General features: G+C 64.1%; 26 protein-coding genes and 1 pseudogene. 14 read left to right on the top strand and 13 right to left on the bottom strand.

Annotated elements, in window-relative coordinates:
• Window positions 1-89: 89 nt before the first annotated feature.
• Window positions 90-386 carry an HU family DNA-binding protein gene (locus tag ACVIGB_RS06275; RefSeq protein ID WP_092113589.1) on the bottom strand — a complete coding sequence of 99 codons (297 nt, stop codon included), beginning with the start codon at window positions 384-386 and terminating at the stop codon, window positions 90-92.
• A gap of 368 nt (window positions 387-754) precedes the next feature.
• Between ACVIGB_RS06275 and ACVIGB_RS06270 the strand changes: the two genes are divergently transcribed.
• Entirely contained in the window at window positions 755-1387 is a 633-nt protein-coding gene (locus ACVIGB_RS06270; protein WP_456723368.1) for a DapH/DapD/GlmU-related protein, read from the top strand.
• Window position 1388: 1 nt separating this feature from the next.
• On the opposite strand, the pseudogene ACVIGB_RS06265 reads toward ACVIGB_RS06270, so the two are convergent.
• A pseudogene (locus ACVIGB_RS06265) lies at window positions 1389-3011 on the bottom strand (ABC-F family ATP-binding cassette domain-containing protein).
• 159 nt (window positions 3012-3170) lie between these two features.
• Here ACVIGB_RS06265 and ACVIGB_RS06260 point away from each other — a divergent pair.
• The 5 genes from ACVIGB_RS06260 to ACVIGB_RS06240 all read left to right on the top strand — a co-directional run bounded on the left by ACVIGB_RS06260 (window position 3171) and on the right by ACVIGB_RS06240 (window position 9053).
• Window positions 3171-3614, top strand: a complete 444-nt coding sequence (locus ACVIGB_RS06260; RefSeq protein ID WP_456723369.1) for a DMT family transporter — start codon at window positions 3171-3173, stop codon at window positions 3612-3614.
• A 277-nt stretch (window positions 3615-3891) separates the two neighbouring features.
• Entirely contained in the window at window positions 3892-4986 is a 1095-nt protein-coding gene (locus ACVIGB_RS06255) for a hypothetical protein (protein ID WP_456723370.1), read from the top strand.
• A gap of 142 nt (window positions 4987-5128) precedes the next feature.
• On the top strand, window positions 5129-7903 hold the full coding sequence (locus ACVIGB_RS06250; protein ID WP_456725229.1) for a xanthine dehydrogenase family protein molybdopterin-binding subunit: 2775 nt from the start codon (window positions 5129-5131) through the stop codon (window positions 7901-7903).
• Window positions 7900-8424: a (2Fe-2S)-binding protein gene (locus ACVIGB_RS06245; RefSeq protein ID WP_456723371.1), complete on the top strand. Its 525-nt coding sequence runs from the start codon at window positions 7900-7902 to the stop codon at window positions 8422-8424. Before ACVIGB_RS06250 ends, ACVIGB_RS06245 begins: the two co-directional genes overlap by 4 nt.
• 11 nt (window positions 8425-8435) lie before the next feature.
• Window positions 8436-9053 (top strand): Isoquinoline 1-oxidoreductase subunit, encoded by a 618-nt coding sequence (locus ACVIGB_RS06240; RefSeq protein ID WP_456723372.1) that lies wholly within the window; start codon window positions 8436-8438, stop codon window positions 9051-9053.
• Between the two features lie 14 nt (window positions 9054-9067).
• Here the strand turns inward: ACVIGB_RS06240 and ACVIGB_RS06235 are convergent, their stop codons facing one another.
• The 5 genes from ACVIGB_RS06235 to ACVIGB_RS06215 all read right to left on the bottom strand — a co-directional run bounded on the left by ACVIGB_RS06235 (window position 9068) and on the right by ACVIGB_RS06215 (window position 12879).
• On the bottom strand, window positions 9068-9217 hold the full coding sequence (locus ACVIGB_RS06235; RefSeq protein ID WP_016843021.1) for a hypothetical protein: 150 nt from the start codon (window positions 9215-9217) through the stop codon (window positions 9068-9070).
• Window positions 9218-9371: 154 nt separating this feature from the next.
• Window positions 9372-10190, bottom strand: coding sequence for a tetratricopeptide repeat protein (locus ACVIGB_RS06230; protein ID WP_456723373.1), 819 nt, complete (start codon window positions 10188-10190; stop codon window positions 9372-9374).
• Between the two features lie 32 nt (window positions 10191-10222).
• On the bottom strand, window positions 10223-10909 hold the full coding sequence (locus ACVIGB_RS06225; protein WP_456723374.1) for a substrate-binding domain-containing protein: 687 nt from the start codon (window positions 10907-10909) through the stop codon (window positions 10223-10225).
• Between the two features lie 5 nt (window positions 10910-10914).
• Window positions 10915-11619 carry a GrlR family regulatory protein gene (locus ACVIGB_RS06220; protein ID WP_456723375.1) on the bottom strand — a complete coding sequence of 235 codons (705 nt, stop codon included), beginning with the start codon at window positions 11617-11619 and terminating at the stop codon, window positions 10915-10917.
• A gap of 225 nt (window positions 11620-11844) precedes the next feature.
• Window positions 11845-12879: a glutamine synthetase beta-grasp domain-containing protein gene (locus ACVIGB_RS06215; RefSeq protein ID WP_456723376.1), complete on the bottom strand. Its 1035-nt coding sequence runs from the start codon at window positions 12877-12879 to the stop codon at window positions 11845-11847.
• 541 nt (window positions 12880-13420) lie between these two features.
• Here ACVIGB_RS06215 and ACVIGB_RS06210 point away from each other — a divergent pair.
• Window positions 13421-13621, top strand: coding sequence for a DUF2735 domain-containing protein (locus ACVIGB_RS06210; protein ID WP_456723377.1), 201 nt, complete (start codon window positions 13421-13423; stop codon window positions 13619-13621).
• A 90-nt stretch (window positions 13622-13711) separates the two neighbouring features.
• Here the strand turns inward: ACVIGB_RS06210 and ACVIGB_RS06205 are convergent, their stop codons facing one another.
• The gene (locus ACVIGB_RS06205; protein WP_456723378.1) at window positions 13712-14023 is read right to left on the bottom strand and encodes an MliC family protein; all 312 of its coding nucleotides are present in this window, start codon (window positions 14021-14023) and stop codon (window positions 13712-13714) included.
• Between the two features lie 127 nt (window positions 14024-14150).
• Here ACVIGB_RS06205 and ACVIGB_RS06200 point away from each other — a divergent pair, with 127 nt between their 5' ends.
• Entirely contained in the window at window positions 14151-14894 is a 744-nt protein-coding gene (locus ACVIGB_RS06200; RefSeq protein WP_456723379.1) for a tyrosine-protein phosphatase, read from the top strand.
• Between the two features lie 100 nt (window positions 14895-14994).
• On the opposite strand, the gene ACVIGB_RS06195 is transcribed toward ACVIGB_RS06200, so the two are convergent.
• Both ACVIGB_RS06195 and ACVIGB_RS06190 read right to left on the bottom strand, forming a co-directional pair.
• A complete protein-coding gene (locus ACVIGB_RS06195) occupies window positions 14995-15201 on the bottom strand; it encodes a hypothetical protein (RefSeq protein WP_038375209.1) in 207 nt (68 codons plus the stop codon).
• Between the two features lie 134 nt (window positions 15202-15335).
• A complete protein-coding gene (locus ACVIGB_RS06190; protein ID WP_456723380.1) occupies window positions 15336-16055 on the bottom strand; it encodes an SGNH/GDSL hydrolase family protein in 720 nt (239 codons plus the stop codon).
• Between the two features lie 125 nt (window positions 16056-16180).
• Here ACVIGB_RS06190 and fabG point away from each other — a divergent pair, with 125 nt between their 5' ends.
• Genes fabG through ACVIGB_RS06175 form a run of 3 tightly spaced genes read left to right on the top strand, consistent with a single transcriptional unit; the run spans window position 16181 to window position 17371 of the window.
• Window positions 16181-16861, top strand: a complete 681-nt coding sequence (gene fabG / locus ACVIGB_RS06185; protein WP_456723381.1) for a 3-oxoacyl-ACP reductase FabG — start codon at window positions 16181-16183, stop codon at window positions 16859-16861.
• A 49-nt stretch (window positions 16862-16910) separates the two neighbouring features.
• Complete coding sequence (locus ACVIGB_RS06180) at window positions 16911-17120, top strand: hypothetical protein (RefSeq protein ID WP_456723382.1); 210 nt, start codon at window positions 16911-16913, stop codon at window positions 17118-17120.
• Window positions 17117-17371, top strand: a complete 255-nt coding sequence (locus tag ACVIGB_RS06175) for a ParE family toxin-like protein (protein WP_456723383.1) — start codon at window positions 17117-17119, stop codon at window positions 17369-17371. Before ACVIGB_RS06180 ends, ACVIGB_RS06175 begins: the two co-directional genes overlap by 4 nt.
• Before the next feature lie 92 nt (window positions 17372-17463).
• Here the strand turns inward: ACVIGB_RS06175 and ACVIGB_RS06170 are convergent, their stop codons facing one another.
• Window positions 17464-17808 (bottom strand): GrlR family regulatory protein, encoded by a 345-nt coding sequence (locus ACVIGB_RS06170; protein ID WP_092113555.1) that lies wholly within the window; start codon window positions 17806-17808, stop codon window positions 17464-17466.
• Between the two features lie 138 nt (window positions 17809-17946).
• Between ACVIGB_RS06170 and ACVIGB_RS06165 the strand changes: the two genes are divergently transcribed.
• The 3 genes from ACVIGB_RS06165 (at window position 17947) to ACVIGB_RS06155 (ending at window position 19344) form a co-directional block, all read left to right on the top strand.
• Window positions 17947-18630, top strand: coding sequence for a DUF2161 domain-containing phosphodiesterase (locus tag ACVIGB_RS06165; RefSeq protein ID WP_456723384.1), 684 nt, complete (start codon window positions 17947-17949; stop codon window positions 18628-18630).
• Window positions 18631-18646: 16 nt separating this feature from the next.
• The gene (locus tag ACVIGB_RS06160; protein WP_176531724.1) at window positions 18647-18946 is read left to right on the top strand and encodes a putative quinol monooxygenase; all 300 of its coding nucleotides are present in this window, start codon (window positions 18647-18649) and stop codon (window positions 18944-18946) included.
• Window positions 18947-19035: 89 nt separating this feature from the next.
• Window positions 19036-19344, top strand: coding sequence for a hypothetical protein (locus ACVIGB_RS06155; RefSeq protein WP_050401418.1), 309 nt, complete (start codon window positions 19036-19038; stop codon window positions 19342-19344).
• 81 nt (window positions 19345-19425) lie between these two features.
• Here ACVIGB_RS06155 and ACVIGB_RS06150 read toward each other — a convergent pair whose 3' ends face one another.
• Window positions 19426-20049, bottom strand: a complete 624-nt coding sequence (locus tag ACVIGB_RS06150; protein ID WP_456723385.1) for an N-acetyltransferase family protein — start codon at window positions 20047-20049, stop codon at window positions 19426-19428.
• Window positions 20050-20188: 139 nt separating this feature from the next.
• Window positions 20189-20590, bottom strand: coding sequence for a PaaI family thioesterase (locus ACVIGB_RS06145; protein WP_456723386.1), 402 nt, complete (start codon window positions 20588-20590; stop codon window positions 20189-20191).
• Window positions 20591-20733 lie beyond the last annotated feature (143 nt).

Below are 20733 nucleotides of genomic sequence, written 5' to 3'. Positions count from 1 at the left end.
CGATGCTGAGCCGGACAAGCCGGACACAGCGCGGCAGGCCATGCGCGGTTGCATTGCTTGCGCGCGTGGCTTGCCGCAAACCGTAGTCTTTAAACAGCGTCCTTGGCGACCTTAAGAGGTGACGCCTTGACCGACTTGCTGGCCGGCTTCGCTGCAAATTCCATCGGCTCTTTCGTGAAAGGATTTACACCGCTGCGAGCTTCCGTGGCAGGCTTATGCACGACGGACATTTTCACAAAGCCAGGAATGACGAACTCACCGGATTCGTTCAGCTCCTTGTAGCCAACAGTTGCCATATGCTCGATGACGGTCCTCACGTCGTTCTTCGATATCTGCGTGCCCTCGGCAATCGCGTCGATCAATTGATTCTTCGTCATCTTGGCCATGCTGAAATCCTCTGAATTTGGGGGGGGGGCGCGCGCTACGATGCAACTCTGTCCAGAATGTGGTAGAGCCACGCAGCGCGCTTCTTGTTCATGCCAACGGTCATGAAGTCACCGGGCTTAAAACCTATCGAGGCCCGAAACGCAAGCATGCGAATCGCGATACCTTCGATAGTGCAACAATCTGCAGTGTATATTTCTCGACCAGGTTAGCGCCTTGATTCCACGCGCGGACTTGCTCAACAAGGCGATTGCCGTTGTCGACGAGTTCAAGAACCAGGCCGCAGCAGCAAACTGCGAACCACCATCGCCTTGCCCGCTCGCCGTGATAGATACGACACCGCGCGAATTGCCCGATCGAGGACAATCATATGACTGAATCGAACCCAACCCGCCCCATGCTTGCCGAAACCGTCATCGAGCCGACGGTCAAGCTGCGCGAGGTCAAGGTCGGCCGTTGCTGCGAAGTCCTCGGCGACACCGCGATGGAATATACCGAGCTCGGCGACTACTCCTACCTCGGCAGCGGCTGCATGGTCGCCGACGCCCAGATCGGCCGGTTCTGCGCGATCGCGGCGCAGGTTAGGATCGGCGCGCCCAATCACCCGATCGAGCGTCCCTCGCAGCATCGTTTCACCTACTGCCCCGAATACTACTCGGCCTCCGCCGAGCGCGATCATGGCTTCTTCAGCGATCGGCGCGCCAACCGCGTCGTGATCGGCAACGACGTCTGGATCGGCCATGGCGTGATCGTGCTGCCGGGCGTCACCGTCGGAGACGGCGCGGTGCTGGCGGCCGGCGCGGTGGTCTCGCGCGACGTCGCGCCCTACACCATCGTTGGCGGCGTGCCGGCCCGGCCGATCAAGGAGCGGTTCAACCGCAAGATCGCGGCCGAGCTGTCGCAGATCGCCTGGTGGAACTGGCCGCCCGAAACCATTTGGAAGCGGCTACCGGAATTCCAGTCCGGCGACGTCGAGGCGTTCTGCGCGCGGTGGAGAGCGTGAGCTAACTCCGCAACCCCGGCGCTTCCTGTCCGGTGCGCGCGACGTATTCGGTGTAACCGCCGCCGTATTGATGGATGCCGTCCGGCGTCAGCTCCAGCACGCGGTTGGAGAGCGCGGCGAGGAAGTGGCGGTCGTGGGACACGAACAGCATCGTGCCCTCGAACTCGGAGAGCGCGGATATCAGCATTTCCTTGGTGGCGAGATCGAGATGGTTGGTCGGCTCGTCCAGCACCAGGAAGTTCGGCGGATCGAACAGCATCTTGGCCATCACCAGCCGCGCCTTCTCGCCGCCCGAGAGCACCCGGCATTTCTTCTCGACATCGTCACCCGAGAAGCCGAAGCAGCCGGCGAGCGCACGCAACGAGCCCTGCCCGGCTTGCGGAAATGCGTCCTCCAGCGACTGGAACACGGTGCGCTCGCCGTCGAGCAGGTCCATCGCGTGCTGGGCGAAATAGCCCATCTTGACGCTGCCGCCGACCGCGACCGCGCCGTCATCGGGCTCGGTTGAACCGGCGACCAGCTTCAGCAGCGTCGACTTGCCGGCGCCGTTGATGCCCATCACGCACCAGCGCTCCCGGCGGCGGATCATGAAGTCGAGCCCGTCATAGATGCGTTTGCTGCCATAAGCCTTGTGAACGTTCTTCAGGCTGACGACGTCCTCGCCGGAGCGCGGCGCCGGCTGGAATTCGAACGCCACGGTCTGCCGCCGCCGCGGCGGCTCGACCCGCTCGATCTTGTCGAGCTTCTTGACGCGGCTCTGCACTTGAGCGGCGTGCGAGGCGCGCGCCTTGAAACGCTCGATGAACTTGATCTCCTTGGCGAGCATTGCCTCTGCCGCTCGAACTGGGCCTGCTGCTGCTTGTCGGAGAGCGCGCGCTGCTGTTCGTAGAATTCGTAATTGCCGGAATAGGTGGTGAGCTGGCCGCCGTCGATCTCGACCACCTTGTTGATGATGCGGTTGATGAACTCGCGGTCATGCGAGGTCATCAGCAGCGCGCCCTCATAGCCCTTCAGGAACTGCTCCAGCCAGATCAGGCTTTCAAGATCGAGATGGTTGCCTCGGCTCGTCGAGCAGCATGACGTCAGGACGCATCAGAAGAATACGCGCCAGCGCGACGCGCATCTTCCAGCCGCCGGAGAGTTTGCCGACGTCGCCGTCCATCATCTCCTGGCTGAAGCCGAGACCGGACAGCGCCTCGCGCGCGCGGCCGTCGAGCGCGTAGCCGTCGAGCTCCTCGAACTGATGCTGCACCTCGCCATAGCGCGCGATGATGTCGTCCATCTCATCGGCCTTGTCGGGGTCGGCCATCGCGGCCTCGAGTTCCCGAAGCTCGGCTGCCACGACGCTGACGGGTCCCGCCCCGTCCATCACCTCGGCGACTGCGCTGCGGCCGGACATTTCGCCGACATCCTGGCTGAAGTAGCCGATCGAGATGCCGCGATCGAGCAAGACCTGGCCCTCATCGGGGATTTCCCGGCCCGAGATCATCCGGAACAGCGTGGTCTTGCCGGCGCCGTTCGGGCCGACAAGGCCGATCTTCTCACCCTTCTGGAGCGCCGCGGAGGCTTCGATGAAGAGGATCTGGTGGCCGACTTGCTTGGAGACGTTATCGAGGCGGATCATGCTCTCATACTGGGAACTGAGGGTTTGCGGCCTCTTATTCGATCTGGGACGTGGGTGGAAGCCCATTCCGTGGGTTTCGCGCCGTGCTTTACGCATGCCACGAACGCTGCCGATCGAATATGACATGAAATACTTCAGCGACCGGTTTTGGGGCGTCACATGCAAGTCTGGTTTCTCTATCTGCTCGGGCTCGGCGCCGGCATCGCCGTGGCTGTTCAACAGGTCCTGAACGGCAACCTCCGGTCCGCCCTGAACTCGCCGGCCTGGGCCGGGCTCGTCAGCTATCTCGGCGGTTTCGTGACGATGGCGGTCGTGCTGGTCGCGACGCGGGAGCCGGTGCCGTCCTGGAAACTGGTATCGGCTGTGCCATGGTGGGCCTGGAGCGGCGGCATCCTCGGCGGCGTCTTCATCTTGCTGATGATCCTGCTGCTGCCGTCGCTCGGCGCCGCGACCTTGCTGGCGCTGGTGGTCGCGGGTCAGATGACCGCGGGCATCGCGATGGACCATTTCGGCGTGTTCGGACTGGCGCAGCATCCGGTATCGATCTCACGACTGGCCGGCATCGCGCTGATCATCGGCGGCGTGCTTCTGATCAAGGATTGAGGCCATCGACAAGCCGGTCGATGCGATTGATTCCCTGAATGAGAAAGCTCCGCTGAATCCGGCGTCGAATGACGTTATGACGCAAGCACCCGGGTAGTCTCCGGGTGTGGACACCCGCCGATTCGTCGCTTAGCTGTAAGCACCCGCCCTCGTCGTGTCGCGTCATGCGGGACCGACCATCCCTGTTCATTTGCGTCAAAAGAATTGCGCATCCCGCCAGCGTCGAGAGGCCGCATCCCCGGCTTCGGCGTGGGTCGGAGGTTGCGAGGAGCACAACATGACCCATCGTTTCCGTTTGGTCGTCGCTGCGCTGGCATTGCTGCTCGGCAGCGGTGGTGCGGCGCTGGCCCAGTCGCTGCCCGACTACATGGCGCCGATCTCGGGCAAGACCACCTCCACGCCGGCCGATATTGCGACCAAGGACGTGCTTGCGCTCAACACCGGCATGTTCGAGCTCTATGGCGATGCGGCGCGGATCTTCCAGAAGAACATCCTCGACAAGCATCCGGTCATCCTCGGCCTGTTCTCCGGCGCCGGCGGCCGCCTGATCCTGTACCGGCCGGGCAAGCCACCGGCCGAAGCGCCGCAGGTGCCGGTGGTCTATCAGCTGCTCAAGTCGGTCGGCCACAGCACGATGGCGCTGGCCGAGGTGGTCGGCCCCTATGTCAACAATCCCGACGACAAGGCCTGGCGCGGGTCGATGCAGGCCTATCGCAGCCGGATGCAGTCGGCGCTCGACGGGCTCGATGCCACGCCAATGCAGGCGGACTGGCGCGACAACAACCGCGCCATCCTCAAGAACAACATCGCCTTCATGGATGAATGCCTCACCGCCGGTGCGATCCCCTTCGCGACGCTCGAGGCGTTCGGCAAGAAGCAGGCGCCGCTGCTCGCCAGGAACGTCGCCTGGGCCGCGCAGACCCAGGTCGCGCACTGGATGACCGTCATGGCCGACTGGAAGACCCAGCTCGGCCCCGACTGGGACAAGACCTATGGCGCGAGCAACACGATCTATGTGGCGCGGCAGAACAACGTGATCTTCAGCGTGCTGGCGCAGTTCTTCGGGCCTGACGCCATCAACAGCCGCCTGATGCTGATCGAGACGATCTCCTTCACCACCACGCCGTCGGACATGCTGGAGTCGCTGACCCGGATCATCGCCGACCGCTCGGTGGGCGCGCTGTTCTTCGGCAGCTACCATTTGATGGACTATGAACTGATGGGGGGCGATGCGCGCGAGGCGATCATCGCCGAGACCAAGAAGCGCGGCATGACGACCTTCCTGCCGCCGCTGGTGCCGTTCGGTTCCAAGCAATGGCCGACCCTGATCACCCCGGGGCCGGGACCGGCCACCATCGCCGACCTCAAGTGAGGCAAGATCTACAAGTGAGAAGGCTACGACCTATTGCGGCATTGCGATCGCGCCCGCTTTGCCGCAACACTGCAGCGTGTGTTTTGTCGATTCATAAACCGCGGCGCGATACGCCGCCGAAGCATTGATGAGAGATCAGACCATGCGGCCCTCGCGACGCGACTTCGTGAAGTGGTTGTCGGCGGGCGGCATCTCGGTCAGCCTGTCGCATCTGGCGCTTGCGAAAGAACCGGCCTTCGCGACCCGCGAGACGCTTCCCGGGCGCGGCCACTTCAATCCGGCGGCCAAGGGCGCCGGCCGCGTCGACGGGGTGGCAAAGGTCACCGGCGCAAAGCTCTACGCCTCCGACTTTCGCGCCGCCGATATGCCGGGCTGGCCTGCGACCACCTCGCACGCCATCCTGGTCCGCGCCAGCGACGCCACACATGTCTATGCCGGCATGGACCTCGCCCGCCTCGATGGTCCGGCGAAGCCCTCGGTCGTCGTGACATCCGCCGATCTCGACCGGATCGGCACGCGGGTGCCGGAGTTCTACACCGGCGATCTGTTCTGCCCGGTCGGCACGACGCCGCTCTATCTCGGGCAGCCGGTCGCGCTGCTGATCTTCGAGCAGTTCGACGCCTTCGACCGGGCACGCCTCGCGCTGCGCGATGTCGGCTTCGTCAAGTTCGGCGACGAAACCGGCCCTGTGATCCTGCCGAACTACGGCGCATATCGCTTCACCCGCGTCGCCGGCGCCACGCCAGAGGCGCCCGACATCTATTCGCCGATCCAGGCCGGCTGGGTCTCGCCGAGCCGCATCCAGAACGCGGCGCTGCCGGTCTGGCTGCCGCTCGCCAAGGAGACCAAGGCCGACTACGCCAAGGCCGCGACCCATGGCGAGCAGATCCGCGCCCAGCTCGGCAAGGACGATCCATCACAGCTCGTGCTCGACCGCGAGTTCGAGACCCAGTCGGTCGATCCGATGTTCCTCGAGCCGGAGAGCGGGCTCGCCTGGTACAGCGACAACAGCGGCAATCTCGAACTGGTGCTCGGCGTGCAGTCGCCCTATGAGGCGACCGAGTCGATCGCCTTCATGCTCGGCAAGGCCCGCCCGCCCTTCCGCCCCTCGCACATCAACGCGCAGTTTGCCCATGTCGGCGGCGGCTTCGGCGGCCGCGATCACACCCCATTCGTGCTTTACGTGGCGCTGGCGGCAATGTTCTTCCCGGGACGGCCGGTGCGGTTGGCGCACGACCGCTACCAGCAATTCCAGGGCGGCATCAAACGCCACCCGATCAAGATGCGCTCGCGGATCGGCATCGATCGCAAGAGCGGCAAGATCACGGCATTCGCCGCAGACCATGTGCTCGACGGCGGCGGGCTCGCCAACTTCTCCGCCAACGTCGCGACCGTGGCCGCCACCGCGGCGATCGGCATCTACGACATCCCGAAGGTCGACGTCACCACCGTGGCGCTGCATTCGCGCGGCGTCACCGCGGGCTCGATGCGCGGCTACGGCACGCTGCAGACCATGACCGCGCTCGAAGTCCTGATCGACGAGGCGGCAAGCGAGCTCAAGGTCGATCCGATTGCGTTCCGCCGCAACAATGCACTGAAGCAGAACGGCCGGACCATGACCGGCAATCCCTATATCGTGTCGGTGCGCACGTCAGACATCCTCGACAAGCTCGAGAAGCATCCGATCTGGCAGCAGCGCGCCGCGTCCAAGCTGAAGGCATCGGAGGGACAGCTGATCGGCACTGGCGTCGCCTGCGTCACCAAGGATTACGGCGCGGGCGCGGATTGCTCGCTCGGCCGGGTCGAGATCGATCCCGAGGGACGGATCGCGATCTTCTGCGATCACGTCGAGATGGGCAACGGCATCGGCACGGCGCTTGCCAACCGCGTTGCCGGCCATCTCGGCACCGTCGCCGACGAGGTCGCCGTCTCCCGGGTCGACAGTTACGACGCGCTCGGGCTCGTCACCTCGGGCGACCCCTACACGATGGATCAGAAGACCCAGGATCTCGCCGAGAAGAATCCGCGCTGGGTACCCGCGATCAGCTCGGCGACGAGTGCGTCGATCGGAGCCCATGTCGGCACGCATTCGTCGGCCGAGGCGGCGCGCGTCATCTTCCGCTTCGGCCTGTGGCCGGCCGCGCTCGAGCTCTGGCGCATCGGCAAGACCGATCCGCGGGCCCGGCAATGGGACAAAGCGCGCTGGAATGATAGCCAGCTCGTGCTCGACGATCTCGCGCCGCTGCCGCTGCCAAAGCTTGCCGCGACCGCGCATGCGCGCGGCTTCGTCACCGGCGCCGTGGCGCACAGCTTCTCGCGCTGGGCCTGGTCGCGCGCGCGCTTCCCGCTGTCCGGCGAGCAATACCGCGCCGAGATCGACGCGCTGGCGATCCGCCGCGGCCGCGGCAGGTTTGAGCGGATCGATCGCGTCAGCGTGAAATTCCCGCCGACCGACAACAACCGGATCGGCACTGCCTATACCTCGATGTGCGGCACGCTGGTCCGCGTCGAGATCGAACGCGCGACCGGCATCCTGCGGATCGCCAAGGCCTACAGCGTGTTCGAATGCGGCCAGGCGCTCGTGCCCGAGGTGGTGCTCGGCCAGTCGCATGGCGGTTTTGCCATGGGCGTCGGCTACGCGCTGCTCGAAACCCTGCCGCCGTTCGAAGGCGGACCCGGCAACGGGCAGTGGAATCTCGGCCAATACCTGATCGCGCGCGGCTCCGACCTGCCGCTGCACGATCTCGAGATCGAGATGCTGCCGCCGCTGACGCCGGACGAACCGCCGAAGGGCATGGCCGAGGTGGTGATGATCCCGATCGTGCCGGCGCTGCTCAACGCCATCAATGATGCCACCGGCCACCGCTTCCGCTCATTGCCGGTGACAACGAGCCTGCTCAAGGGAGCGCTTGCGTGACGACGCTCAACCTCACCATCAACGGCAGGAAGCACGGCCCGGTCGAGGTCCGCGACGACCTCTCGATGAACGATTTCCTGCGGGAAATGCTCGGCATGACCGGCACCAAGTTCGGCTGCGGCGCCGCGCAATGCCTGAGCTGCGCTGTCATCATCGATAATCCCGACGGCACGAGCTACACCAGCCCGACCTGCGTGGTGCCGGCGGCCAATTTCGACGGCATGGCGATCCGCACCGTCGAGGGCCACGCCAAGGACGGCGAGCTCTCCGCGTTGCAGCGCGCTTTCATCGACCACTTCGCGTTCCAGTGCGGCTATTGCACGGCCGGTTTCCTCAACGAAGGCCAGGTGCTGCTCGAACGGCTGGCGAAAACGCCGGTGGCGCGGGACCAGCTCGAGACAATCATCGCTGAAGCGCTCGACGGCCATCTGTGCCGCTGCACCGGCTACATCAAGTATCACCAGGCGATGCGCGACGTGATCCTCGCCGATGCCAAACGCTATCTGACGGCCAACAAATGAGCCCGCGAGCGATGACATCGGAAACCCGGTTTCGGATCATGGCAGTGCTGACGGCGCTCGCGACCAGCCTGTGTGCCGGCTATGCGGCGTCGGAGAGCGCAAGCCATGCCCTCGCCTCGCCGGAAAGCTTTGCCGGTATAGAGAATGTCGAGCAGCGCTCCGCGGCGATCTTCACCGAGCTCGGCAAGGTGCTGACCCATCCGCGCTGCACCAACTGCCATCCAGCCGGCGACAGCCCGCGGCAGGGCGACATCAGCCGCATGCACCAACCACCGGTCACGCGCGGCGCCGATGGCCATGGCACCAACGCCATGCGCTGCTCGATCTGCCACCAGCACGCCAATTTCGATCCCGGCCGGGTGCCGGGTCACCCGGAATGGCACCTCGCGCCGCGCGAGATGGCCTGGGCCGGCAAGACCATCGGCGAAATCTGCGCCCAAATCCGCGACCCCGCGCGCAATGGCGGCCGCAAGGTCGAGGATCTGATCGAGCATATCGGCAAGGACACGCTGGTCGGCTGGGCCTGGCATCCCGGCTTCGGCCGCTCGCCGGCACCCGGCACGCAAGCAGAGGCCGGCGCCTTGGTCGAGGCCTGGGTCAAGACCGGCGCGGCCTGCCCGCCGCCCTAGCCGCAACGTCCGAACTAGTGGCGCTTGAAGTATTGCACGTCGCGCTCGTGCTTCTCTGCCGCCGCACGCGACTTGAAGGTACCGAGATTGCGGCGCTTGCCGGTCTTCGGATTGACCTTGCGGGAATACAGCCGATACTCGCCGGAACGCAGCTTGCGGATCATGACATCGCCTCGCCAGTGCCTTTCGCACGGCAACGACATGCAACCGCGAGCGTTCCTAGAGCTTCGGTTCTGAGTGAACCGGAACCGAAGCTCTAGATTCTTGTTTGACGTGTTTTCTTCACGCGAACCGGTGTCCACTTCGCTCGAAAACGCTTTAGAAGCAGAGATTGGTCACGGCATTGCCGCGCTTGTCCTTGATCACGTACGGACAGCGGGCGCGCTCCAGCGCCTTCTTGGCATCTTCATCGCCGAGCGCTGCCGCCCGTTCGTAATAGGCTTTTGCCGCATCGCTATCCTTCGGACCGCCGCGGCCGGCCTGCACGAAGGCGCCCATCCGCTCCAGCGCGCCCGGATGGTTCTGCGCCGCCGCCCTCTCGAACAGCGCCCGCGCGCCGGCATCGTCCTGCGCGCCGCCCTTGCCTTCGGCCAGCATCATGCCGAGCTGGTATTGCGCCTCCGCATTGGTCTCGGCAGATTTCGCCAGCAATTCGCGCGCGCGTGCCGGGTCGGATGCTACGCTGCCGCCGAGGGCGGCGAGATTGCTGACGCCGCGCGCGTTGCCGGCCTGTGCCGCGCGCTCGAACAATTTGCGCGCCTGCGCCTCGTCTTTGGCGACGCCGGTGCCATTGCCGTAGAGCACGCCGAGCTCGACCATCGCCGAGGTCGAGCCCTTGTCGGCCGCCTTGCGCCAGGCCGACATTGCTTCCGCGGTCTGCCGGTTGGCGGCATAGGCACGGCCGAGCTCGTACATCGCGCGGCGCGACGATTTTGCCGCCACCGCGCAATACTTGATCGCGGTCGCGATATCGGCCGATGCAATTTCGGGCACGCCCTTCACGTCAGCCGGCTTGTCGGGATCGGTGGGATCGGCGGCAAGCCGGTCGCACAGCACGAGGTCGGCCGATTGCGCGTGGGCTAGCACAGGTGCGGCCAGCGCCACGGCAAGGACGATTGCAGGGAGAGGTCTGAACATGACTGGCAGGTTGCGTCTCGGTGTGGACAAATTCAAGGCTCGAGCCCGGTCTCGCGCAGCACCGGCGCGACATCGGCCGACGCCAGGTAACGCAGCAGATGATCGGCGGCAGCTGCGCGTTGTGAGGCGACCATGCGGCCCGCGGAAAACACCGCCGGCGTCTGCAAGCCTAAGGGAATTGGCCCGACCACCTCGATGCCAGCGATCTGCTTCAACTCGCTGATCTGCTGGATCGCAAGGTCGGCTTCGCCGCTGACGAGCCGTTCCGCGGTGAAGCCCGCCGGAGTGATCACCGCCCGGGCGTTGATCGCCTCCGCAATGCCGAGACGCGCGATCAGCTGCGCGAACAGGATGCCGCTGGCGCCGAGCCGCGAATAGGCCACCGCCCGCGCGCCGAGCAGCGCCGCCCGCAATGCGGCTTCGCTAGCGATGTCGGGATGCGCATCGCCTGCCCTCACGGCGACGCCGACATAGGAGCGTGCGAGATCGACAACACTTTCCCGCGCAACGCGGCCCTCGCCGGTCATCTCGTCGAGGCCCTCGCGGGTCAGGATCACGAGGTCGGCGGCCTCGCCGCCGCGCAGGCGTTCGAGCAGCGCCAGCGTCGGCGCGAAATCGGCATCGATCCGAACACCACTTGCCGCCTCGTAAGCCGCAGCAAGGCGCGCGACCGCGCCCTTCAGCGCCAGCGTCGAGAGCACGCGAACCGAATCGTCCATCCCGCTTACGCCCGCCGCATCAGCTTGAGCGCGGCCTTGAGGCGAAGGCTGCGCTTGCCGGCAAGCGCCGTCGCTTCGAGCACGGCGCCTTCCGCGTCGCAGGTACCGGCAAAGCCGATGCCGACCTCATGGCCGCCGAAGACCGGGTTCTCGCCCATCGCCGAGGTGTGCTCCTGATTGAGGATCTGCCCCTTCCAGCGGCCTTTCTCGGAGGTGTAGGTGCCCAGATAGTAGAAGAACGCATCGCCGCCAAGGATGCGGCCGTTGTTCAGCAGCATCACGCCGGTGAGGCTGCCGTCGACACCGTCAAGCAGCTGGATGTGGATCGAATAGAGCCCGTTGATAATGCCGCCCTCGCCAACCCCGCCTGCGATCGGGACTTCGTCCTCGGTGATCGGTGTCATCACCGACTGGAACGGCACGCCGGGTAATTCCTTCAGCTCGCCCTTGAAACGATAGAGCTCGCCATCGGGCCCGCCCCTGGCTATGAGCGTCGCGTCATCGGTGCCAGCCATCGCGCGGTAATTCGGATCGGGATTGTGGCGGACGGTCTGGATCTCGACCGCGACCTCGTCGCCGGCTTTCTGATAGGTGCCGATATGGGCGAAGGCCGAGTTGCCGCCGAGCATCTTGCCGTCGCCGACATACATCACGCTGCGGCCAAGGGCGCCGCCCAGCTCGAACCGGACCTTGTAAAACCCTTCAAACAAGCGCCGTGTCCCCGGCAGCCAAGATATGACCGTTGTCTAGCGCGGTTCATAACGCAGCGAAACCGCTTTCGGCGGCAAGCCCGCCGCAAAGACTGTCGCTAAAAACCAAAGGTCCGCCAAGGCAGTCGCCCTGGCGGACCCGATTGCGGTACCGGATGGCTCCATCCGGGTCCGGCAGCTGCTTGGTCCGCGGCCATTAAGCCGCAGCCATTTAGGCTGCAGCCATTAAGCCGCAGCCTTGGCGCCGGTCGGAACCTCGGAGATCGTCTTCAGGATCTGCGAAGCGATCTGGTAGGGGTCGCCTTGCGAGTTCGGGCGGCGGTCTTCCAGATAACCCTTGTAGCCATTGTTGACGAAGGAGTGCGGCACACGGATCGACGCACCACGGTCAGCCACGCCATAGCTGAACTTGTTCCACGGCGCGGTCTCGTGCTTGCCGGTCAGACGCTTGTCGTTGTCCGGCCCGTAGACGGCGATGTGATCCATCAGGTTCTTGTCGAAGGCCTTCATCAGGCTCTCGAAGTACTCCTTGCCGCCGACTTCGCGCATGTACTTGGTCGAGAAGTTGGCGTGCATGCCCGAGCCGTTCCAGTCGGTGTCGCCGAGCGGCTTGCAATGGAATTCGATATCGATGCCGTAGCTCTCGGTGAGACGCAGCATCAGATAGCGGGCCATCCACATCTGGTCAGCGGCGGTCTTGGAGCCCTTGCCGAAGATCTGGAATTCCCACTGGCCCTTCGCCACCTCGGCGTTGATGCCTTCGTGGTTGATGCCGGCGGCGAGGCAAAGATTGAGATGCTCTTCGACGATCTTGCGGGCGACGTTGCCGACGTTCTTGTAGCCGACGCCGGTGTAGTACGGGCCCTGCGGCGCCGGATAACCCTCTTCCGGGAAGCCGAGCGGACGGCCCTCCTTGTAGAAGAAGTATTCCTGCTCGAAGCCGAACCAGGCGCCTTCGTCATCCAGAACGGTGGCGCGCTTGTTCGAGACATGCGGCGTCTTGCCGTCGGGCATCATGACTTCGCACATCACCAGCACGCCGTTCTCGCGCGCAGCGTCGGGATAGCAGGCGACCGGCTTCAGCACGCAGTCAGAGCTGTGGCCTTCAGCCTGCTGGGTGGACGAACCGTCAAAGCCCCACAGCGGGAGCTGTTCGAGGGTCGGGAACGACGCGAATTCCTTGATCTGCGTCTTACCGCGCAGGCTCGGCGTCGGCGTATATCCGTCGAGCCAGATATACTCGAGCTTGTACTTGGTCATTGAACCTCTCTGTTGATGATGCAAAACCGTGAGGAACCGAAAGCCAGTCGGCCGCCGCACGCGTACCCGGCCACCATCGGCCGGCTCTTACTAAGCAATTAAAATGCCAGTCGCTGCACTGCGGCACCCGCCGGGCCCGCGGATGTCCACAGCGGACATCGCATTTTTAGCTGCGACAAAGCAGCGCAGCTGGCATGCGTCACGGTCAGCCAAAATCTTCTCTCAGCGCCCTCCGCCGCTCGTTTCTGCAGCAAATTCAGCTACGGCGTCCGCCGCCGATTAATGCGGCGGCAGCGCCATGTGACAGTTCGTGTCCAGCCATCGGGCGCCGAGCAACCATTGGCTCGGCCCAAGCGTTGGTCAGCTGCATCCTGCCTCGCAGGATGCAAACCGGGATTTGCACACGAATTAGACAGTTAATGACTGTTTCTTGGTCAACTTGCACACTGCCGGACCCGGGCCGATATCAAAATGACGGTAACGACACACGAATGAGTCGGGCGCACCATGGAGGCTCGCTCCGGCCAGAGGAGACTTTGACATGATTACGACGGGCCAAGATCAGGGATCGGCAACGATCTATCAATTCCCGGCTGGGGGCCGCGCGGCTCTCGGCGGACGCCGCTACGGCGAGATGCGGACGGGACGCGAGCTGGCCGCTGAGGTCGCGACCTCGGCTTGCAGCGAGAGCTGGTACCATCAGGCGGCCATCGACGATGCCAAACCGAGCCGCGATCACTGATGCCGACGCAACGCAAAGGCGTGGCGCAAAAACGTCAGACAGCAGCAGGGCAATAGGAAAGGGTCGGAACGAAGCGTTTCGGCCCTTTTTTTATGCCAGCTCGCAGGCCGTCACCGGCCGCTTCGCGTGCCGGAGCCTGGTCAATCCGGCCCGGGTGATCTCAAGCGTGACACCGCCGCCTCTGTAGCGCGTGCCCGTCAGCGACAAACGCTTCGTCAGTGTCACCGCCTTACCGTCGAGTTGCAGATGCGCGCGGGTGTCCCCGTTGAAGAATGCGGCAATGAATTGCGTGCCGTCGGCACAATGATAATTCCGGAAGGCGGACTGCGCCGGCGCTGCCGAGGAACCAAAAATCTCGAAAAGAATTGCGCCCACGAGAATGGCGCCTCCGCGATCAGTCATATTCTCCCCCCGAGAGGCCGGTTATAGACCTGTCTGCGCCCATACTCCTGCGCCAGGATTTCTGTGCCAAGATTCCTGCGCCAAGATTCCTGCGCCAAGACCTCATCAGCTGCAACAGGCCCGCCCGATGTCAGAAGCCCCTGCCCGTCACCTCAACCTCGCCGGCGCCAGCAATTTTCGCGACCTTGGCGGCTACCAGACGCGTGACGGCCGGACGGTGCGCTGGCGGCAGATCTTCCGCTCCAACCATCTTGCGCATCTCACCGAGCAGGACGTCACCGTGGTGCGCGGCCTCGGCGTCAAGAGCGCATTCGATTTCCGTGGCGTCGCCGAGCGCGCCGAGGCGCTGTGCAGCATGACCGACGTCACCGTGCATTCGCTTCCGGTCGAGCCGACGGTGGTTGCCTCGCTGCGCGCGATCGCCAGCCAACGTCAGCTCCTGGAAGCCGACGCGATCGATGTGATGCGGGATTCCTACCGCGGCTATGTGCAGGACAACACGCCGCGCTATCGCACGCTGTTCGCCCATCTGCTCGAGGACCGCGCCCCGCTGGTGATCCACTGCACCGCCGGCAAGGATCGCACCGGCTTTGCCTGCGCGCTGATCCTGCACGCGCTCGGCGTGTCCGATCAGGTGATCGCGGACGACTATCTCCTGACCAACCAGTTCTACAAGCGCGACCCGGCCCACAGCACCGAGCTGCCCGATGACGTCAAGCAGGTGCTCGGCACCGTTCGCGCGGCGTTTCTGGAGGCGGCGTTCGAGGCGATCGATGCCGACTATGGCGGCCTCGACGGCTATTTCCACGAAGGCCTCGGGCTCGGCCAGGCCGAGCGCAAGGCGCTTGAAGGCCGCTATCTGCAGACCTGATCAATTTACGCGAGATCGTTTTCGTGTGAAGCCTGTCCCGCACGTGATGCGGGATGGACACCGGTTCGCGTGATGAAAACGCGGCCAAACTGAAAACAGCTCAGGCCGCCGCGGCCTCGAGCTCGAGCTCCGCATCGAGGTCGGCAATCACATCCTCGAACGCCGAGATCGCCTGCTGAATCGCTGCGATCTGCATCAGCTCCCAGCTGCCCACTGGTCCGTTGCGGTTTTGCAGCGCCACCACGAGATCGCGCCGCTGCTCCTTAAGCTGAACGAGCGGTAAACCGTGATCCGGAAGATTTCCCATTCGCATAACCCCTACCTTGGCTAGAGTTCCGCTTCTAGGCAAAGGGTTCTGAAAACGACTTACGGAACTGCCGCAAATTTTATCCAACCGGCCCACCTCCGTAGTCTTACGTAGTGAGGCGCACGCGCGACGCGTCAGGATCCGGCGTCCTTGGCCGCTTTCAAGATCGTGTCGCACAGCCCACGGGCGAGTCGCTGCGTGCTTGCGTCGCTCTGGTGCAGTTGGTCCGGATCGGTCGGATCGATCATGCGCTCGAACGAGATGTTGTTATGCACGTGCCAATGCCGCATCAGCGCCCAGCGGTGAAAAACGCTGACACCCTTGAGCTCAGCTTTTTTCGAGATCAGCTTCACCATGTATTCCGAGAGCTCCGCCTTGTCATCCTTCAGCATGGCCGTGACATATTGCGGATCGATCAGCATGACGTCCATCTTGGTCCGATCGGCACACAGCAGATCGAGTCCCGCTTCGATCTTTTGCGCAACGGCATCGATGTTGTAGTCCTGCCGGTGGAAGACCGCGTTCGTTCCGACCTGCCAGATCACCAACGTCGGCTCGAGTTCGAAGATGTCTTCCTGAAAGCGATCGAACTCCTTGTCGGCCTCCTCGCCGCCTCGGCCGCGATTGATAACGTCGATCCGTGCATTGCCGTTGGTCGCTTGATCGTTCCGCAGGTACATTTCCAGCCAATAGGGATATGGCAGGACGTCCGCTCTGCCGGCTGTCGACGACGATCCCATCGCGACGATCTTGATCGGACCGCCCTTGGCGATTGCCTTGGCCAGGCACGGCAATTTGTATTTGAAGCCGATGACATCGGCAGGCAGGTCGGCAAACATCAAATTATCAACCATTTGAAATACTCGCTCGCTAGTGCCATCTCACGTTGTATATCTCGCCGCAAAACGGCCCTGCATTGCAAATGAAATCTGCCTGATCATAGTGAGCATTCAGCCTGATTGCGAATGCGGAGAGCGCCATGAACGGAAAAGCCATCGTCATCACCGGCGCGCTCGGCGCGCTCGGCAAAGTGGTCGCCGAAGAAGCCCTGGCGCGCGGCGCGCGCGTTGCCGGCATCGATCATGCGGCCTCGCAGCTTGCCGCGACGGCCGATCGTATCGAGCTCGGCGGCGTCGACCTCACCGACACCGCGCAGGCGACGGCCGCGATCGACAAGGCGGCGGCGCATTTCGGCCGGCTCGACGGGCTGATCAATATCGCAGGCGGCTTTACCTTCGAGGCGGTGAGCGACGGCGATCCCGCGACCTGGCAGCGCATGCACGCGATGAACGTGATGACCGCCTTCAACACGTCGCATGCGGCGATTCCGCATCTCACGAAATCCGGCGCCGGACGCATCATCAATATCGGCGCGCTCGGCGCGCTGCAGGCGGCGTCCGGGATGGGTCCGTACGCGGCATCAAAGGCCGGCGTGCACCGCCTCACCGAGTCGCTCGCCGCGGAGCTCAAGGGCAAGGTCACGGTCAACGCGGTGCTGCCCTCGATCATCGACACCGCCGCCAATCGCGCCGCGATGCCGAAGGCCGACATTTCGAAATGGGTGACGCCAAAGGAACTCGCCGACGTGATCCTGTTCCTCGCCAGCGACGCCGCAAGCGCCGTCACGGGCGCGCTGCTGCCGGTCAACGGGCGGGTTTAGACGCTTCGCCTTGTCCCGACGTCTTTTCGCTCGATGCGAGCAATGCTATATGTCTGGCATGACCACTGCCGAAGACATCGAGAAGGCCGTCGAACAGCTGGCTCCTCGCGAGCTTGCACGTTTTCGCGCCTGGTTTGAAACATTCGATGCCGAACGTTTCGATGCGGCAATCGAACGAGACGCAAAAGCCGGGAAACTCGACGCCCTTGCGGACGAAGCCTTGGCAGCGCATCGCGCCGGGCAGTCGCGCGACTTGTGAAGCACTCCGCTTCCCCGAAGTTTTGGGCTGCCTATCAGCAGTTGCCTGTCCCAATCCGGGAGCTCGCCGACGCGAACTTCGCACTGTTGAAGCGCAATCCGCGTCATCCATCTCTCCAGTTCAAGAAAGTCGGACGATTTTGGTCTGTTCGGGTCGGTTTGCGACATCGCGCGCTCGCGGTTGAAGCAGACGATGGATATCTCTGGTTCTGGATCGGCTCTCACGCAGACTATGACCGCCTGATCGGTTGATTCCGTTCCCGCGGAATCAAGGTTCGAAACACGCCGCCAGACCGGATGCTGCGCTTGCCAGCAAGCGCAGTGGCCACGACCGGCATCGCGCGTCAGTCGGCAACCAACAGCCGCAGCTTCGACCTGAAGCGGATGCTCTGCTTGCCGGCCAGCGCCATGCCGTCGCCCTCGGCGGTCTCGTCGGTGTAGGTGCCGGTAAAACCGATCGTGACCACCTTGCGTTCCCACACCGGGCGCTCGCCATAGGTCGGCGAATGCTCCTCGTTGGTGACCTCGCCCTTCCACTTGCCGTCGGCCGCGGTGTAGCTGCCGTGGGCGAAGAAGAACGAGTCACCGCCGCGCATCTGGCCATCGCGCAGCACCATGACGCCCTGGTTGCCGCCAGAGACGCCATCGAGAAATTCGACGGTGATGTGATAGAGGCCGTTCCGGATCATGAAAATGGTCGCGCCTTGTCCCGGCCCAACAATAGCCGCCCGGCCGTGCTTTGGGCAAATTCCATCGGCCTCAGCGGGCGCAATTCCGCGCTATGCTGGGACACCGAGTCGCGGCCGGATGCCGCAGGAGCCCGCCTGTTGGAAACCGCGCTTTATCTGCCCGTCAAACGCTTCCTCGAAAAGCTCGGCTTCACGGTGAAGGGCGAGATCGGCGGCTGCGACCTCGTGGCACTGAGCGGCGGCGATCCGCCTGTCGTCGTGGTCGGTGAGCTGAAGCTCGCCTTCAATCTCGAACTGATCCTGCAGGCGGTCGATCGCGCCGCCGCCGCCGACGAGGTGTGGATCGCGGCCAAGGTTTCGGCCCGCGGCAAGGGCCGCGAGAGCGACGCGCGGTATCGCAATCTGTGCCGGCGGCTCGGCTTCGGCATGCTCGGCGTCACCGACCGCGGAGACGTCGAGGTGCTGGTGCCGCCGCCGACTGCGGCACCGCGCCGCAATCCGAAGAAGCGCTCGCGCCTGATCACCGAGCACCGGAAGCGCAAGGGCGATCCAGCCATGGGCGGATCGACGCGCGCGCCGATCATGACCGCCTACCGGCAGCAGGCACTGGCCTGCGCCTGTGCGCTGTCGGATGGGCCCCGGCGGGTGCGCGACCTCCGCGCCGAGATTCCCGACGCCGGCAAGATCCTGCAGCATAATGTCTACGGCTGGTTCGATCGCGCCGAGCGCGGCATCTATGTGCTGACCGATGCCGGCCGTGCCGCGCTGAAGCGCTGGCCGCAGCAACCGATCAATGCGTCAGGGGCGGAAGCCGCCCCGTAACGGATTGGGGGAGATCATGATTGTCGTCACCGGCAGCGTCACCGCCCGCCCCGACTCGTTCGACGAGGTGCGGCGATTGAGCCTCGAACATGTCCATCGCTCGCGCACCGAGCCCGGCTGCATCTCGCATGCGGTCCAGGTCGACTGCGAGAATCCGCTCAGGCTGGTGTTTTTCGAGCAATGGGCCGACCGCGCCGCGCTGGCGGCGCATTTCGCGGTCCCCGCCTCACGCGATTTCGTCCGATCCCTGCAATCTCTTGCAGCCGCAGCGACCACCATCGAACTTTATGACGCTCACAAGATTGAGAGACTCTAGCTGCATGGCTGGATTGCCATCTCATATTCATATTGCAATGCAACATTGGGGACCTTACGTATCTCCCGCGATTCAAAGATGAGGCGGCGATGAGCGGAGACTGGAATACCAAGTATGGCACCCGGCGCGTGCGGCATGATCCGCCGACGCTGGAGGAGGCAATCTTCGCCGCCATCGGCATCACCGATGACGTGGAGGCCCAGGCCGAGATCGCGTCGTCGCTGATGGGGCTGCCCTATGAAGAGGTGCTGGCCGAGGTGAAGAAGACCGCGCGCGTCAGCGCCCGCACCGGCACGGCAACCCGCGTGATCGCCGGCGAACAGGGCGCGCAGCGCTCGGTCGTGGTCGAGCGCCGCGTGGTCCGCCGTCTCGCGCCCGCCAAGCGCACCGGCACCTGAACAACGACATCCGGTCACTCAAAGAAAAAGGGCAATCCGCTGAGCGGATTGCCCTTTTTGTGTTTGACGTAAGGTCTCGGCTCAAGCCGCCCGGCCCCAGCCGGACATCTGCATCACCATTCGCCAATAGGCGCGGTTCATGTCGACGATCACGCGCGCGGCCTCGACCGGCGTAACCGGTGCAGCGGCCGGCGCCGGTTCAGGCTGGTGCTGTTCGGTCAGGTCGATGCTGCCGGTGGACTCACCATGACGGAAGGTCAGCTGCGCACCAAACTTGGTGGCGAGCGCACGCATCGCGTCGTTCTGCGCGCCGGTGGTGATGCGCAGGCTGCTGTAGCCCTTGGCATGCGCCTCGGCGATCAGCTTGCGGAACAGGGTGCTGCCGACGCCCTTGCGCCGCACCGACCGCTCCACGCTGAAGGCGATTTCCGGCTGCGCATCCGGTGATTGCTCCGGCGGATGCAGCTCGGCCGCGCCGCGGACCACGCCATCCTCGAAATAGGCGATGATGACCGTGCCGTCGTTGGCGCAACGCTCGGCATAGCGGCGGATGAAACTGTCGTCGATGAAGCCATGAAAACGATCATGGCGGCTGGTACGGTCCAGTCGCAACAGGTGATCGCGCAGCAGAGGAAGCTCCTCCTGCTGGCTCAACGTCCGCACGGTGCCCTTGGCGGACGTCGGACGGATGGAATCATAGTTCATTTCATAACTCTCCTCTTGGTAGCCCTCGAGGAGGCGTCGAATCCCTAGCAGTCGCTATATTGTGCGCTGCACCATATAATTCAAGTACTGAGATTCATTTAAATAAACAATGCTGTGATTTGAAAATCACATCATCGCCTTAACATAATACCAGCTGGGTTTGCGTGACGACGGCGACCAGCTTGCCGTCCTCGGTTTCCAGCCTGGTCTGCCAGACCTGGGTCCGCCGGCCCCGGTGAACCGGCGTCGCCGTTGCGATCACGGTGGTCCCCTCCTTGGCCCCGCCGATGAAGTTGGTCTTGCTCTCCAGCGTCGTGGTGCCCTTGGCGTCCTCAGGCAGGTTGATCACGGTGGCGGCAGCGCCGACCGAGTCCGCGAAGGCCATCACCGCGCCGCCGTGGATCGTGTTGCGGAGGGTGCAGAGGTCCGGCCGCACCAGCATCTTCGCGACCACGCGATCCTGGCCCGCCTCGGTGAAGGTGACGCCCTTCAGTTCCGCAAACGGCATCTTCATCGACTGGATCTTTTCGAGCGGCGTCATGGGCTCTCCCTGCTTGTGCGGGCTTCTTCGAGATTGGTGCCGGCATGTTGGATTGCCTCATCGCGCCGGGCAATGACCTCCGAGGTAATGGTACGGATGACGTCATGGCCGTCGTGACAATCGCTGGCGAGTCCGCATACCGT

It is taken from the genome of Bradyrhizobium sp. USDA 4341 (assembly GCF_054063755.1).
This window is presented reverse-complemented; position numbering and strand designations above follow the sequence as displayed.